The organism is Aquirufa aurantiipilula (genome assembly GCF_019923745.1).
Taxonomy (GTDB): domain Bacteria; phylum Bacteroidota; class Bacteroidia; order Cytophagales; family Spirosomataceae; genus Aquirufa; species Aquirufa aurantiipilula.
Window position 1 is genome coordinate 23,612 of the sequence record NZ_JAANOG010000008.1, and the last position, 15,083, is coordinate 38,694.

The following is a 15,083-nucleotide window of genomic DNA, read 5'->3' on the forward strand; positions in this document are numbered from 1 at the left end:
TTCCAATTTAGTTTCTCGCATCTAATCCCCAATTCAATTTGTTTCTAAGGGTTTGTAAGAAGTCATCACCGGGGATTTTGATTAATCTGGCAGGGAACGGGGCTTTTTGAACTTCAATACTAAATTGGCTATCCACCACTTTAGAGCGGGAATCAATGGAAATTAAGAAGTTTTGACTCCGACTACTAACCTCAAAGCGTAAATGGGTATCACTAGAAACGACTAAAGGACGCACATTAAGGTTGTGAGGACTCATTGGCGCAATGATGAAGATGTCTGAGGTTGGCATCACTAATGGACCACCCACAGATAAGGAATAACCAGTGGAGCCCGTGGCAGTGGATACGATAAGACCATCTGCCCAATAGGAGTTCAGGTAATTGCCGTCCACATAAGCTTTAATAACAATCATAGAAGAGGTATCAGTTTTCATAATACCTACTTCATTTAGACCAAATGATTTATTTTCAAATAAGTCTACTTCCGTTTTTACCTCAACTAAGCCTCGTTCTTCCACTCGGTAATTTCCATCAATTAAAAAATCCAAAGCTTGAGAAACTTCTTGAGGAGAAATGGTTGCTAAAAAGCCCAATCTACCCGTATTGATACCTAAAATAGGTATCATTTTACTGCCGATATGCGTTAAGGTTTCCAATAGAGTCCCATCTCCTCCAATACTCCAAGCCATGTCCACTTGATTTGGGCCTTCCGTGGAAGAATAAGCTGGGATTGAGTTTACATCAAAACCATGCTCTATTAAATGCGATTTAAAAATTTCGGATAAGGTAATTTGACAGTTTTTTGATAGAATATCTGCCCATAAGTCCTCCATCAGGCTTTTGGTATCACCTGTAAATGGTTTTCCGTGAATGGCGATTCGTAGACTCAAAACTAGGGGTTTAAGTATTTTAAAAGTAGATCAAATCGCATTTGATCTATATCTTCTTGTTGTCCAAACGCAAATGCTTTTTCAATGCCAATATCATGTCGTTCCAAACTTTTAACCAAATTAGAAAATTGATCTGTTTGAACTTGAATGACCCATTCAGGTAAAGCTTGAGGATTTTTTTCTGAGCGATGAAAAAAACTTCGTACCATAAGACCTTTGTTTTCTTCAATGATTCGTAAAATGACACTCATGGAATCTCGCTGAACATGAAATGGAATACGTAAAATTCCTCCATTTTTTCCTGTAAATCCAGATTGGATAAACATGTTCGTAATGACATCTTGATGGATATATCCCATCCAATTTCCTTCTTCATTTATAACAGGAAGAACATTAAATCCTGTACTTTCAAAAAGCGGAAGGCTAGCTAAAATATCCTCTTCTAATTCCAATTTGTCCTTTTGAAATTCTGATTGAATATCTTTTAATTTGGAGGCCTGGGATAATTGCTGTGAAATTTGAACAGCGCTGATAGTACCTACCCATTTTTTTCCATCCAAAACACTTAGTGCGGGAACTTTATGTGATTCCATTGCTTTTAAAGCCTTTGGAAGGCTATCTTGCAAAGAAAGCGTGGGATAGTCAAAGGATAAATAGGATAAGACTAGCATAGCTAAACTTTCGTTTTTTGTAGCCATTTATCTAAAATGGCATTAAATTCATCAGGTCTTTCCATCATGGGGGCATGACAACATTTATCAATAAACTGAAGTTCTGAGCCTTGAATTAATTGATTGAATTCATGTCCAACTTGCGGAGGCGTAATGGTGTCATTTAATCCCCAAATTAAAAGGGTAGGGGTGTTAATACGGACAATATCTTTGGCCATATTGTTTCTTTGAGCTGATTTAGCAATGGCAATAATGCGCATTACTTTCGGAATACTATTGGTGATTTCAAAAACCTCATCAACCAATTCTTTGCTGGCGGTTTTTGGGTCATAAAAAGTATATTCTACTCTTTCTTTGATGTATTCGTAATTCCCACGCTTTGGATATGATCCACCCATGGAATTTTCAAATAGTCCTGAGGAACCCGTTAAGATGAGTCGCTGTACTTTTTCTGGATGTCTAAGTGTGTAAATTAATGCCACATGACCACCCAATGAATTTCCAATTAAGCTAAATTTATCTAGTTCTTTGAAGGCTACAAAATCTTCAATAAAAACGGTTAAGCCTTCACAACCAGCCTCTTTAATGGGCATGTCGTGAATGGGCATAAGCGGTATAATGATGCGGTAATTAGATTTGAAGTAGGAAATGACACCTTCCCAGTTACTTAAAGCGCCAAAAAGCCCATGTAACATCAATAATATTTCCCCTTTACCCTCGTCGATATAGTGATAACCGTTTTCCTCCTTAATTTTGTAATTCATTCCAGGGAATCATTTAATATGCAAAGTAATAAAAAAGACTTTAAACTTTTGTAAGTTCAAAGAGTTTGTTTAAATATAAATTTATCATGAAACCAATCGTCATAATCGGAGCAGGTATTGCAGGCCTCCAAGCAGCCAATGTGTTACATGAGGCAGGAATTCCTTTTGTCTTATTGGAAAAACAAGCTCATGTTGGGGGTAGGGTACAAAGTGAACATTTTCAAGGTTTTACCTTAGATCATGGTTTTCAAGTTTTACAAACATCTTATCCTGAAGTTCAACAAAGTTTACGATTGCCCGATTTGGATTTATCTTATTTTGATTCTGGTGCATATTTATGGAAAGAAAATGCTTGGCATCCATTTTTCAGTCCTTGGCATGACACATTTTCTTTATTAAGGGCAGTTGCTGATGGGATTATTACAATTCCTGATTTAGTTAAACTAGCCAGACTTTGGTTGAAAATACAATTGGATGCTAAACCCTTATCTAAGAGTCCATTAAGTGCCATGGAGTATATCCATTCACTTCATTTTTCTCCCATCTTCCGAGATGGGTTCTTAAAGCCATTTTTTTATGGCATATTCCTTGATGATACTTTGTCTCAACCAGCCTCTTTGTTTGTGTTTTATTTAAAACAATTTTTGGAGGGAAGGGCGGCTATTCCCAAAGCTGGGATGGGTGCTATTTCTGATCAATTATTGAGCGCTTTGCCAGCAGAATCGGTTCGGTTAAGCATTGAGGTGGAAAGTTTGCAAGAAGGGAAAGTGGTTTTGAAAAATGGAGAGGAAATAGCTTGTTCAAAAATCATTTTGGCAGCCAATCCCACGGCTGCAGCCGATTTATTGGATATTCCTTTGGCTAAAGGGGCTATTTTGCAGAGTAAAACATTCTATTTTTCAGCCGATACTTTTCCTAATGATGGTAAACTACTGCATTTGGTTCCCAAGTCAGAAGAATCGAATATTTTGCACTATGCTTGTCTAAGTAAGGTTAATCCTAATATAGCACCTGCAGGAAAAGAATTGATTTCTGTCACTACGCTAAAAACCAATATGACTGAAAAGGAAGTACTGCAAGAACTAAAGCAGTATGTAGGCCAAGAAAAACTGAATTGGAAATTTTTGAAAGCATATTCCATTCCTGAATCTCTTTCCAAGCAGGGCTTTTGGAAGTTTATCAAGCAAAAAGCACATAAAAAAGGAATTATTCTTACAGGAGATTATACTCAATATCCATCCTTGCAAGCTGCATTTGCTTCAGGTCGTATGGCAGCTGAGGCAGCTATTAGCTGATTTTGGTCAATGTTTCCATTCTAATTGTAAGTATTGGTATATTTGTCTTTCGAAAAATTAAACCCATGAAGAGATATATCATTTTATTTGTTGCCTTATGGTTTGCTGCTTGTAAATCGGACAATCCCAATTACCAAGAAGAAGCCGCTAATCCTGAATTTTTGATTCGTTCAGAGGTTATGCTGACAGAAAGTATCATCCACGATATTTTTGCCCCACCCGTTTCTTCAAGAATTTACATGTATGCTAGTATTGCTGGATATGAGGCTGCTGTCCATGGGAATAAAGGGTATAAGTCTTTGGTCGGTCAATTGAATGGATTTGAAAAAGTAGCTCAACCGAAAGCAGGAGAGGAATATTGCTTTCCTTTAGCTTCTGTAAGAGCCTATTTGGCCGTTGGGAAAAAATTAACTTTTGCTCAAGAACTTTATGAAGAGTTTGATAAAAAACTTGAAGCAGATTATAAGAAAATTGGTATACCGGATGATGTATATGAGAGGTCTATTGCATTTGGAGATTCCGTAGCAGAATCCATCATGAAATATGCTTCAAAAGATAATTATAAGCAAACAAGAGGGTTTCGATTCACTGTAACAAATTTACCTGGAACATGGACACCGACGCCACCTGCTTATATCGATGCAGTTGAGCCATATTGGACGAAAATTAGACCAGCGGTATTGGATTCATCTTCTCAATTCAGAGCTCCTGAACCAAGTAAATTTGATTTAACAAAAGGAAGCCCCTATCACAAGGAGGTCATGCAGGCTTATGAAACGGTAAAAAATCTAACGAATGAACAACGTGATATTGCCAATTTTTGGGATTGTAATCCGTTCAAAATGAACATTACTGGCCATGCCATGTTTGCGACTAAAAAGATGTCTCCTGGTGGACACTGGTTGGGGATTGCCGGCCAAGTTTCAAGACAATTAAAAAAGAACTATATACAAACTGCGGAGGCTTTTGCCTTAACTTCAATTGCTATTTTTGATGGTTTTATTTCTTGCTGGGATGAAAAATATCGTTCCATTCGAATTCGTCCAGAAACAGTAATTAATGCTTCAATCGATAAAACATGGATGCCTGTTTTACAAACGCCACCATTCCCAGAATACACTTCTGGTCATAGCACGATCTCTCGGTCAGCTGCTGTTGTTTTGACGGAACTTTACGGAGATAATGTTGCTTTCAATGATTCCACCGAAATTCCTTATGGTTTACCACCAAGAAAATTCACTTCATTTACTCAGGCATCAGATGAGGCTTCCATTAGTCGACTTTATGGAGGGATTCACTTTTGGCCAGCATTGGATGAAGGGGCAAAACAAGGACAAAAAGTAGGGTCTTGGTTGATTCAAAGTATTAAGACACATGAGTAAAAGTGATATAAATACAAAAGAAGATATCAAGATATTTGTCAATGCTTTTTATAAAAGTATGACATCAGACGACTTGGTAGGTCATATTTTTCTAGACGTCATGCACGTAGACTGGGATCATCATTTGCCTAAAATGTATGACTTTTGGGAAATGCTTTTATTGGATGGCCATTCTTACAAAGGTGCACCCATGCAACCACATTTATTGGTGAACCAAATTGTACCTTTGACAAAAGCCCACTTTGAGCATTGGATAGCTCTATTTACCCAAACCATCGATGCTTTATTTGAAGGCCCCAAAGCGGAGGAAGCAAAAACCAAAGCTTTCAATATTGCCCAAACTTGGGCCTATAAGTTTGATTATATGAATAAGCTGGATAAATAAAGTGATTATCGATTAATTGAAGAGTATAATTGGTTTTTTTCGCTTATTTTGAGGCATAAAACAACGTTGGCAAGGTTTTAAACCTTGACAACGTTGTTCACAAAGAAATATAAATTTTGTGCTTATCAAGCCAAACAGCAATCCAGCCAATGATTCCCAATACAACGAGGGAATTCACCAATTCAGCAATATTTTCTGTGATATAAACTTTCTCTAAAAATCCTCCTACAAAAACAAAAGAGGCTTTGTTGAGCCATTGAGGACCTACGGATTCAAAAAATAAATAGATAAAAATGGAATTCTTTCCGAATGATAAAATATAATCTGGAGCAGGTAAAATGGCTTTGCTTCGTTCCCAATTCAGATAAAAAGCTGCCATCATCAAAGAAATCCAACCACCCGAAGCTAAGGTAAAAGAAAGAGTTGCAGTTCTTTTGATAATTGGAATACCAGCAAAATCAAGGCCATAGCCAACTAAGATTCCTAAAATTCCCAAACCTAGCAACGTGCGGATAACTATTTGGTGTGATGTGCTTCGATGGATGATTCGACCAATCAAAGCTCCCCATATGGTATGTGCAGCTGTAGGTATGCAGTTAATCGCAATCCAATGTCCCCCACTTAATTTGCCCATGAGTAACATATCCATGTACGATCCAAAATTCTTATCTGGTGTATAAGGTTCATTATAACCAGGGATATCACTAAAGACGTATAAACTATGAGAAAGCAATAATAACAGTAAAGAAGCCGCTATTTGAAGAGGGATAGAAAATCGTAATAGAAAAAAGGCAATAATGGTGGTAACTGAGAGCTGGGTAAGTACATTCCATAATTCAAAAACCAATTTTTCTTTGCCCAAGCAATGCAGACCAGTTCCAAATAAAAATAATAATAAAGAGCGTTTTAATACTTTTGGCCAAAGTGTTAAATAGGTATCTCCATTATCCAATCGTTTATATGTAGAAAAATATAAGGCAGCGCCTGCAATCATCATAAACCCGGGTTGAATTAAATCCCAGAAATGTAATCCTTGCCATTTAACATGGAAAAATTGAGTAATGATGAAATTGTCAGGGAAAAGTTTGTCCAGATTGTGGTACAAATCAGTACTTTCCGCAGCAAGAAGAAAGAGGATAAAGCCTCTAAAATAATCGACGGATGGGATGCGCTTCGTAATCATCGATAGTATTTAAGTGTTTCAAAGGTAAGGTATTTTTTTAAATCTAATTTGTACTTTTGTTATACATTAAAATTTAGCATGATTGTTTCTACTCCCGGCCGGATTTGCTTGTTTGGCGAACATCAAGATTATTTAGGATTACCTGTTATTGCAGCAGCAATTTCGAAAAGAATACAAATGAAGGGCCAATTTCGAGCAGATAAAACTGTTCGTTTTTCCTTACCAGACATGGATGCTGTCGAGGAATTTGAATTGGATTTTCCTTTAACATATACCAAAGAGCGTGATTATTTCAAAAGTGTATGCAATGTATTGCACCGTAAAGGTCACTCCCTAGCTAAGGGTCTAGAAATTGAAGTTAGAGGAAACATTCCTATCAATTCAGGTACTTCCAGTTCTTCTGCCCTGATTGTTTCTTGGGTCAAGTTCTTGTGTGAAATGTACCAAATACCTGCAACCCAAAAAGAAATAGGAGAAATAACCTATGAAGCAGAAGTTTTGGAATTTACGGAACCAGGTGGAATGATGGATCAATATTCTACTGCAGTAGGTAATGTGATTTTTTTGGAAAGTAAACCCAAAATAGCCATTGAAACCTATGCCCGAGATTTAGGAACTTTTGTTTTGGGAGATTCTTTGGAAGCTAAAGATACTTTAAAGATTTTAGCCCATGTGAAGTTTGGAATGTTGAGTGGATTGGAGAAAATTCAACAAGTAAACCCGGATTTTGAATTAGAAAAAGCAACGTTAGATGATTGTTTAAGCTATCAGCCTATCTTGACTGAGGCTGAATGGGTATTGTTGAAAGCCAATATCTCCGATCGCGATATTTTATTGGAAGCAAAATTAATGTTTGAAGGTAAAACGGAGTGGAGTGACGAAAAATTGGGCGACTTGTTGAACCGTCACCAGGTAAACCTTAGAGAGCATAAGAAAATATCAACATCAAAAATTGATCGAATGATACAGGCTTCTCTGGAAGCTGGGGCATTAGGAGCTAAAATTAATGGCTCTGGTGGAGGAGGTTGTATGTTTGCATATGCCCCTGTTCACCCCGAGAAAGTAGTAGAAGCGATAGAAAAAGAAGGAGGAAAGGCCTACATCATACGGGTAGACGAAGGTACTAAAGTGGAAAAAGAAAGTTTGTTTTATTAATACTAGACATGAAAAAGAGATTATTGATTTTAGCAGGTGGAATGGCTTCTCGAATGAAGAAAGCCTTGTCGGAGGGTAGTGATTTAGATCCTAATTTGGTCGCACAAGCCAATTCAGTAACCAAAGGAATGATTCAGGTAGGGAAGAATGGGAAGACATTAATTGATTATCAATTATATAATGCACATTTGGCAGGGATTGAGGAAGTGATGCTTTTGTTGCATCCTACGGATCAAGTAACTCAACAATATTGCGAAGACTTAATGTCTCGTTACGCATGTTGGGGATTGACCATAGTGTTTGCCCGTCAACAAATACCTGCTGACCGTGAAAAACCCGCTGGAACTGCAGATGCGGTTTATCAAGCATTGATGCAACATGCAGATTGGCAAAGTGGGCGAGTGATTGTATGTAATTCTGATAATCTTTATTCGGTAAATGCCTTGAAAACACTTTGGTCTACAGATCATGCTCAAGCCTTAATTTCCTATCATCGGGATAGTTTATTGTATCCAGCAGAAAGAATTTCAGCCTTTGCTCTTATACGTACTGATGCTGAAGGGTTTTTGTTGGAGATTATAGAGAAGCCTACTGCACAGCAGGCAGAAGAACTGATGACACAGCAGGGTCGACTAGGTGTCAGCATGAATATTTTTGTATTTGAAGCATCTACTTTTTTACCTTATTTGGCCAAAACGCCTTTCCATCCGCTTAGAAACGAAAAGGAATTACCAACTTCAGTAGCACTTTTCGGAGAGGGTGAAGGCCAAGGTTTTTTTGCTATTCCTTTGGCAGAAAATGTACCTGATTTGACTTCCAAAGAAGACATCTTAGTAATGCAGAAATATTTGGAAGATACCTACGGCGATTTCTAATCCAATTTTAAGGTTTATTTCCAATGGATTTTTTGGCATATCAATGAAGAATGCTGAAATGTAGGATCCATTCTATATATTTGGAATTAAATGGAGTATTTTAAAGAAAAAATAAGCTTTTGCTAATAATTTCCGTACTCCATTTAATCACTCCATAATAGAACTTTATGACTATCGCTATTGTCGTTTTATGTATTTGCCTTTTAGTTTTCTTGATTACCTATCAAAAGGTCAATGCGTTCATCGCATTTTTAATCATTAGTTTAACGACAGGTTATTTGCTAGGACTTCCACTTGGAGAATTAGCTAAGTCAGTACAAAAAGGTATCGGAGATACCCTAGGTTCATTGGTGACCATCATTGTATTGGGAGCCATGTTAGGAAAACTAGTCGCCAGTAGCGGAGCAGCTCAACAAATTTCAGGTAGTTTAATTCAAGCTTTTGGTCAAAAAAACATGGCTTGGGGTTTGATGCTTACCGGTTTTATTATTGGTATACCTTTATTTTACAATGTTGGTTTTGTGTTGATGATACCTTTAATATTTGCCTTGGTTCATCAATTTAAATTACATCCTTTAGTTACCGGCATACCTATGATGGCTTCCTTATCGGTTGCTCATGGATTTCTGCCACCACATCCTTCCCCCGCAGCTTTGGTTGCTCAATTTGATGCCAATATGGGGACTACTTTATTTTATGGAATCATTGTTTCTATACCTGCCATCATATGTGCAGGACCTATATTTTCCAAAACCTTAACTCATTTACCCATTCGGTCATTGAAAGCTTTTCAAGGAGAACCCATCCCTGAATCTCAATTACCCAGCCGAACTTCTAGTTTCATAACAGCTTTATTTCCTGTTTTTCTTTTGGTAGTAACTACATTGGCGGATTTGAAAATTGATAAAAGTTCGGCATTGACACCATTAATTCATTTAATTGCTGATCCGTCCATGGTCATGTTGATTGCCATTTGCGTTGCGACATATACCTTGGGTTTGAGATTAGGTAAAAAAATGGAAGAAATCATGGTCATATATACTGATGCGGTAAAAGACGTGGCCATGATATTATTAATTATTGCTGGTGCAGGTTCATTGAAAGAGGTATTATTGGTATCAGGGGTTAGTAAAGAAATAGCAGGATACCTGCAAACATTACCTTTTCCTCCTTTGGTATTGGGATGGCTAATGGCAGCTATTATTCGCGTATGCGTGGGTTCAGCCACGATTGCAGGCTTAACGGCAGCTGGCATGATTTACCCGATTGTATCTACAGGATTAGTAAATCCTAACTTAATGGTATTGAGTATTGGCGCAGGAAGCCTGATGTTTTCCCATGTCAATGATACGGGCTTCTGGTTATTTAAAGAATACTTTAACCTCTCAGTAAAAGAGACGATTCGCTCGTGGTCGCTCATGGAAAGTATCGTCTCTATAGTAGGTCTAATCGGGGTACTCGTTTTAAATCAATTTATTTAATGGGGAATTTGCAATTTTTTAATAAAAAATAGAGTAGATTTTATTTCTCCCGGAAAAATTCAAAATCAAATTTTGCTGTATTGCGCTTTTAGGGGCTTTTTCGCTTGCAAACTTCTGTTTATGCGCAATTTTCTTTGGTATCTATTGGAAAATTTATAATTTGCCAAAGTTTTCAAATTATTTTTTCATTAAATAAACTAATCAACATGAAAAAACTCTTACTAGTGATGGCACTAGTAACGACTGCGTGCAGTTCGTTGCTAGCCCAATCAAGGGTGGTTACCGGTAAAGTAACTGCTTCAGAGGATGGCACAGCGCTACCAGGCGTTAGTGTTAGCCTTAAAGGTACCTCACGTGGTGTTACTACCACGGCTGATGGTTCTTACAAAATCAGTGTTGACAATGGAGCGGCTCTTCAGTTCTCCTTTGTTGGTTACAAGCCTCAAACAATTACTGTTGGAAGTCAAAGCACGATTAATGTTGTGTTAGTAACGGATGCAGCGGAATTGAGCGAAGTAGTAGTAACAGCCTTAGGTTTAACTCGTACCAAAAACTCATTACCTTATGCTGCTCAGCAGGTTAAAGGAGATGAATTAACACGTGTTAGATCAGGTAATGCATTTTCTGCTTTGTCAGGTAAAGTAGCAGGTCTTCAAATTATCCAAGGTAATGCGATTGGTGGTTCAACCAACGTGGTTATTCGTGGTAATAAGTCCTTGACTGGTAACAACCAGGCTTTATTTGTTGTGGATGGTGTGCCGGTAGATAATACTAACAAAAACACAGGTAACCAACAAACTGGTCGTGGTGGTTATGACTACGGTAACGCGGCAGCAGATATTAACCCAGATGATATCGAGTCTATGACGGTATTGAAAGGTGCAGCTGCAACAGCTCTTTACGGTTCTCGTGCATCGAATGGTGTTATCATGATTACTTCTAAGAAAGCGAAGAAAGGTTTAGGTTTGACAGTTAATGCTGGTTTAACAGTAGGTACTATCGACAAATCTACTTTTGCTACTTACCAAAACCAATATGGTGCTGGTTATTCAGATCCATATCAAAAAGATGGTTTCTTGTATTTTGATGCTAACGGTGATGGTACTAAAGATTTAGTTATCAATACAGCGGAAGATGCTTCATATGGTACTAAATTCAACCCTTCTTTAATGGTTTACCAATGGGATTCATTTGATCCAGCAGGTCCAAACTATTTGAAAGCTAAGCCTTATGTAGCTGCAACTAATACGCCAGCTAAATTTTATGAGACTGCTATTTCTAATAACGTAAACGTTCAATTAGATGGAGCTACCGATCAAGGTACTTTCAAATTAGGTTATACACGTAATGATGAGCGTGGTACTTTACCAAACTCAAACGTGACTAAAAATATCATGAACTTGGCTGGTTCTTACAATATCTCTAAGAAAGTTACAGCATCTGCTGCAGCTAACTTCTCAGTTATTGAAGGAAAAGGTCGTTATGGTTCTGGATATAGTGGTTTGAACGTAAACCAAAACTTCCGTCAATGGTATCAAACTAACGTGGATATCTTAGAGCAAAAAGAAGCTTATTTCAGAAATCAACAAAACGTAACTTGGAACTGGTCTGATCCTTCATCAGCAGCTGGTTTGAAGCCAATTTACACAGATAACTACTACTGGACTCGTTACCAAAACTACCAGAACGATACTCGTTCTCGTCTTTTCGGAAACGCGATGGTAAACTACAAAGCAGCTGACTTCTTGAATTTCATGGGTCGTGTAACTGTAGATACTTACAATGAATTCCAAGAGGAGCGTATTGCAGTAGGTAGCCAAGGTGTTCCTTCATACAGCCGTTTCGATCGTACTTTCCAAGAGCTTAACTACGATTTGATGGGTAACTTTGATAAGGAAATTTTAACTGGCTTAAACTTAAAAGCATTAGCTGGTTTGAACTTACGTAAATCGTATATCCGTTCTATCTCAGCATCTACTAACGGTGGTTTGATCGTACCAGGTTTATATTCTATCGCTAACTCTAGAGGTACAGTATCTGCTCCAGGTGAAAACTACAACCCACGTGAGGTATTTGGTGTATTCGGAGGTTTGACTTTGACTTACAAAGATTTCTTAACGTTAGATGGAACTATCCGTCAGGATAAGTCTTCTACTTTGCCAGTAGCTAACAACGCTTATTTATACTATGCTGGTTCAGCTAGTTGGTTATTCTCTCACCACATTGAAGATCTTCCTTGGTTGACTTCAGGTAAATTGAGAATGAACTATGCAACAGTAGGTAATGATGCTCCTTGGGGATCTATCAGAAACGTATATGACAAACCAGATCCATTTGGTTCAACTATCTTGTTCTCTGCTCCTTCAACTCAGAATAATCCTTTCTTGAAACCAGAGCAAACTCAAAGTAAAGAGATTGGTTTGGAAATGGCATTCTTGCAAAATCGTTTAGGCTTTGACTTTACTTATTACCACACGAATACATTAGACCAAATCTTACCTGCATCGGTTTCTTCTGCAACAGGTTTCTCTAGTACATTCGTAAACGCAGGTAATATCGAAAACAAAGGTTTTGAAGTTAGCTTATATGCTAGCCCAATCAAAACAGCTGATTTCTCTTGGAACGTAAATGTAAACTGGACCAAGAACAGCAGTTTAGTATTAAGCTTATATAACGACAGCAAGAACTTACAATTGGCTACTTTCCAAGGTGGTGTTAGTTTAAATGCTACGGTCGGTCAGCCTTATGGTATCTTACAAGGTAAAACTTGGAAGACTTTAAATGGTGAAAAATTGGTAAAAGCCAATGGACGATATGATGTAACATCAACTACAACCAACAACATTGGTAATGTGAATCCAGATTGGATCGGTGGTATCAATAACTCATTCAAGTATAAGAATGTAACATTGAATTTCTTAATTGATATGAAGCGTGGTGGTAGTGTATTCTCTTTGGATCAATACTACGGTCAAGCAACAGGTGTTTATCCTGAGTCAGTTGTTATCAACGACAAAGGAAATCCATCTCGTTCACCAATTGCTGAAGGTGGTGGTGTGATTATGCCAGGTGTTAAAGCTGATGGTACTCCTAATACAACTCGTGTAGAGAATGATTATGGTACTTTTGGTTACGCACAAAACCCTGCAGCTGCATTCGTTTACGATGCTAGTTACATCAAATTAAGAGAAGCAAACATTGTTTACTCTTTACCAAGTTCAGTTGTACGTAAATTAGGAGGTGTTAAAGGTGTTGATTTGTCTATTTTCGGAAGAAACTTATGGATCATCCAGAAATATGTTCCTTACGCAGATCCTGAAGAAAATCTTTCTGCAGGTAATATTCAAGGAAATCAATCGGGTGCATATCCAACAACTCGTTCGATTGGATTTAACATCAAATTATTATTCTAATTATCCTAAAATTTGATAAAGATGAAAAAAATATTTTTAGTTTTTGTACCACTTTTGCTCCTTGCATCGGCTTGTACAGAAGATATTTCTCAATTAAATATTGAGACTAAAAGGCCAGCTGCAGTACCTGCACCTACCTTGTTCTCGAATGCGGTTAAGACCATTTCTGGTTCTTTAGCTTCTCCTAGTGTGAATACGAACGTATTCCGTTTTACTGTGAGTCACTGGGCTATGTCTACTTATCAAGATGAGGCACAGTATGATTTTGCAACTCGTAACATTCCTCAAGGATGGTGGACAACCATGTACCGTGATGTTATCGCGGATTTACGTGAGTCAGCTAAATTGATCAATGCGGATGCTTCTTTAGCTCCAGGTGAGAAAGCTAATAAATTAGCGATTATCGATATCATGGAAGTATATACTTACAGTATTCTAGTGAATACTTTCGGTAATATTCCTTACTCTGAGTCGTTAAACCCAGCTATTTTATTTCCAAAATACGATGATGCAAAAACCGTTTCTACGGATTTGATTAATCGTTTGAATGCTGATATAACTAAAATCAATACTTCAGCTGCTGGATTTGCTTCTGGAGAAGATTTGATTTACAAAGGATCAGTTGCTAAATGGTTGAAATTTGCTAATACTCTTCGTATGAAGATTGGTATGGTACAAGCTGACGTAGATGCTTCGGTTGCAAAATCTGCCGTTGAAGCTTCTGATGCTGGTGCTATTTCTGCTGCTGCTGACAATGGTTTGTTTACTTATATGGCTGCTTCGCCTAACCAAAATCCATTATATGTGGATATCGTTTTAGGAGGTCGTTCTGACTATATCGCTGCAAAAGATTTGATGGACAAATTATTAGGATGGAATGATCCACGTACAAGTGCTTACTTTACTCCAAACAATGCAGGTGTTTACGCTGGTGGAATTGTTGGAAAAGGAAACACTTACGTAGATTTCTCTCGTGCTGGTACTAAAATCATTGACGCTTCTGCACCATGTGTGTTAGCGGATTATGTTGAAACTGAATTCTTACGTGCTGAGGCAAAAGAAAGAGGATTTAACGTAGCTGGTACTGCTGAGTCTCACTACAACAATGCGATTCGTGCTTCTATCATCTATTGGGGTGGAACTGCTGCTGATGCTGATGCTTATTTAGCTCAAGAATCTGTAGCATATTCTACTGCTGCTGGTGATTGGAAACAAAAAATCGGTACACAAAAGTGGATTGCATTATACAACAGACCTTACGAAGGATGGGTTGAGTTGCGTCGTTTAGACCAACCTAAGATTTCTGCTCCAGTAGGTGCAAAATCTGGTTTCCCAACTCGTTTGACTTATGCTGCTAATGAGCAAACTTTGAACGGCACTAATTATACAGCTGCAGCTTCTGCTATTGGTGGTGACGTTGTAACTACTAAATTGTATTGGGATAAATTCTAGTCGAATTTAGATTATTCTAATTTTAAGAGGGGGCTTCGCGAGAAGCCCCCTCTTTTTTGTTCAAAAAACTCGAAAACATTTTTATATATGAACGTTGTGAATTAATTTATGAGCGGATTATAAAGCCTATAAGCGGAT

Annotated in this window: 12 protein-coding genes; 8 read left to right on the plus strand and 4 right to left on the minus strand. The window is 37.7% G+C overall.

The features are described from left to right. Window positions 1–7: 7 nt before the first annotated feature. The 3 genes from G9H60_RS09810 to G9H60_RS09820 are packed head-to-tail and all read right to left on the minus strand — an operon-like array spanning window position 8 to window position 2,324. Window positions 8–889 (minus strand): NAD kinase, encoded by an 882-nt coding sequence (locus G9H60_RS09810; protein ID WP_223143885.1) that lies wholly within the window; start codon window positions 887–889, stop codon window positions 8–10. 2 nt (window positions 890–891) lie between these two features. Next, the gene (locus G9H60_RS09815) at window positions 892–1,587 is read right to left on the minus strand and encodes a hypothetical protein (protein ID WP_223143886.1); all 696 of its coding nucleotides are present in this window, start codon (window positions 1,585–1,587) and stop codon (window positions 892–894) included. Then, on the minus strand, window positions 1,563–2,324 hold the full coding sequence (locus G9H60_RS09820; RefSeq protein WP_223143887.1) for an alpha/beta fold hydrolase: 762 nt from the start codon (window positions 2,322–2,324) through the stop codon (window positions 1,563–1,565). Before G9H60_RS09820 ends, G9H60_RS09815 begins: the two co-directional genes overlap by 25 nt. Before the next feature lie 86 nt (window positions 2,325–2,410). On the opposite strand from G9H60_RS09820, the gene G9H60_RS09825 reads away from it, so the two are divergent. From G9H60_RS09825 to G9H60_RS09835, 3 genes are all read left to right on the plus strand, one after another. Continuing rightward, entirely contained in the window at window positions 2,411–3,619 is a 1,209-nt protein-coding gene (locus G9H60_RS09825; RefSeq protein WP_223143888.1) for an NAD(P)/FAD-dependent oxidoreductase, read from the plus strand. A 65-nt stretch (window positions 3,620–3,684) separates the two neighbouring features. Then, the gene (locus G9H60_RS09830) at window positions 3,685–5,001 is read left to right on the plus strand and encodes a vanadium-dependent haloperoxidase (protein ID WP_223143889.1); all 1,317 of its coding nucleotides are present in this window, start codon (window positions 3,685–3,687) and stop codon (window positions 4,999–5,001) included. Beyond that, window positions 4,994–5,386: a group III truncated hemoglobin gene (locus G9H60_RS09835; protein WP_223143890.1), complete on the plus strand. Its 393-nt coding sequence runs from the start codon at window positions 4,994–4,996 to the stop codon at window positions 5,384–5,386. Before G9H60_RS09830 ends, G9H60_RS09835 begins: the two co-directional genes overlap by 8 nt. A gap of 97 nt (window positions 5,387–5,483) precedes the next feature. Here G9H60_RS09835 and G9H60_RS09840 read toward each other — a convergent pair whose 3' ends face one another. Then, window positions 5,484–6,569: a DUF5009 domain-containing protein gene (locus tag G9H60_RS09840; protein ID WP_223143891.1), complete on the minus strand. Its 1,086-nt coding sequence runs from the start codon at window positions 6,567–6,569 to the stop codon at window positions 5,484–5,486. 78 nt (window positions 6,570–6,647) lie between these two features. Here G9H60_RS09840 and G9H60_RS09845 point away from each other — a divergent pair, with 78 nt between their 5' ends. The 5 genes from G9H60_RS09845 to G9H60_RS09865 all read left to right on the plus strand — a co-directional run bounded on the left by G9H60_RS09845 (window position 6,648) and on the right by G9H60_RS09865 (window position 14,945). Beyond that, window positions 6,648–7,724 carry a GHMP family kinase ATP-binding protein gene (locus tag G9H60_RS09845; protein WP_223143892.1) on the plus strand — a complete coding sequence of 359 codons (1,077 nt, stop codon included), beginning with the start codon at window positions 6,648–6,650 and terminating at the stop codon, window positions 7,722–7,724. Window positions 7,725–7,732: 8 nt separating this feature from the next. Continuing rightward, a complete protein-coding gene (locus G9H60_RS09850; protein ID WP_223143893.1) occupies window positions 7,733–8,599 on the plus strand; it encodes a sugar phosphate nucleotidyltransferase in 867 nt (288 codons plus the stop codon). A gap of 167 nt (window positions 8,600–8,766) precedes the next feature. Then, window positions 8,767–10,080: a gluconate:H+ symporter gene (locus G9H60_RS09855; RefSeq protein ID WP_223143894.1), complete on the plus strand. Its 1,314-nt coding sequence runs from the start codon at window positions 8,767–8,769 to the stop codon at window positions 10,078–10,080. A 206-nt stretch (window positions 10,081–10,286) separates the two neighbouring features. Further along, the gene (locus G9H60_RS09860; RefSeq protein ID WP_223143895.1) at window positions 10,287–13,493 is read left to right on the plus strand and encodes a SusC/RagA family TonB-linked outer membrane protein; all 3,207 of its coding nucleotides are present in this window, start codon (window positions 10,287–10,289) and stop codon (window positions 13,491–13,493) included. Window positions 13,494–13,514: 21 nt separating this feature from the next. Continuing rightward, window positions 13,515–14,945, plus strand: coding sequence for a SusD/RagB family nutrient-binding outer membrane lipoprotein (locus tag G9H60_RS09865; protein ID WP_223143896.1), 1,431 nt, complete (start codon window positions 13,515–13,517; stop codon window positions 14,943–14,945). Window positions 14,946–15,083: the final 138 nt, after the last annotated feature.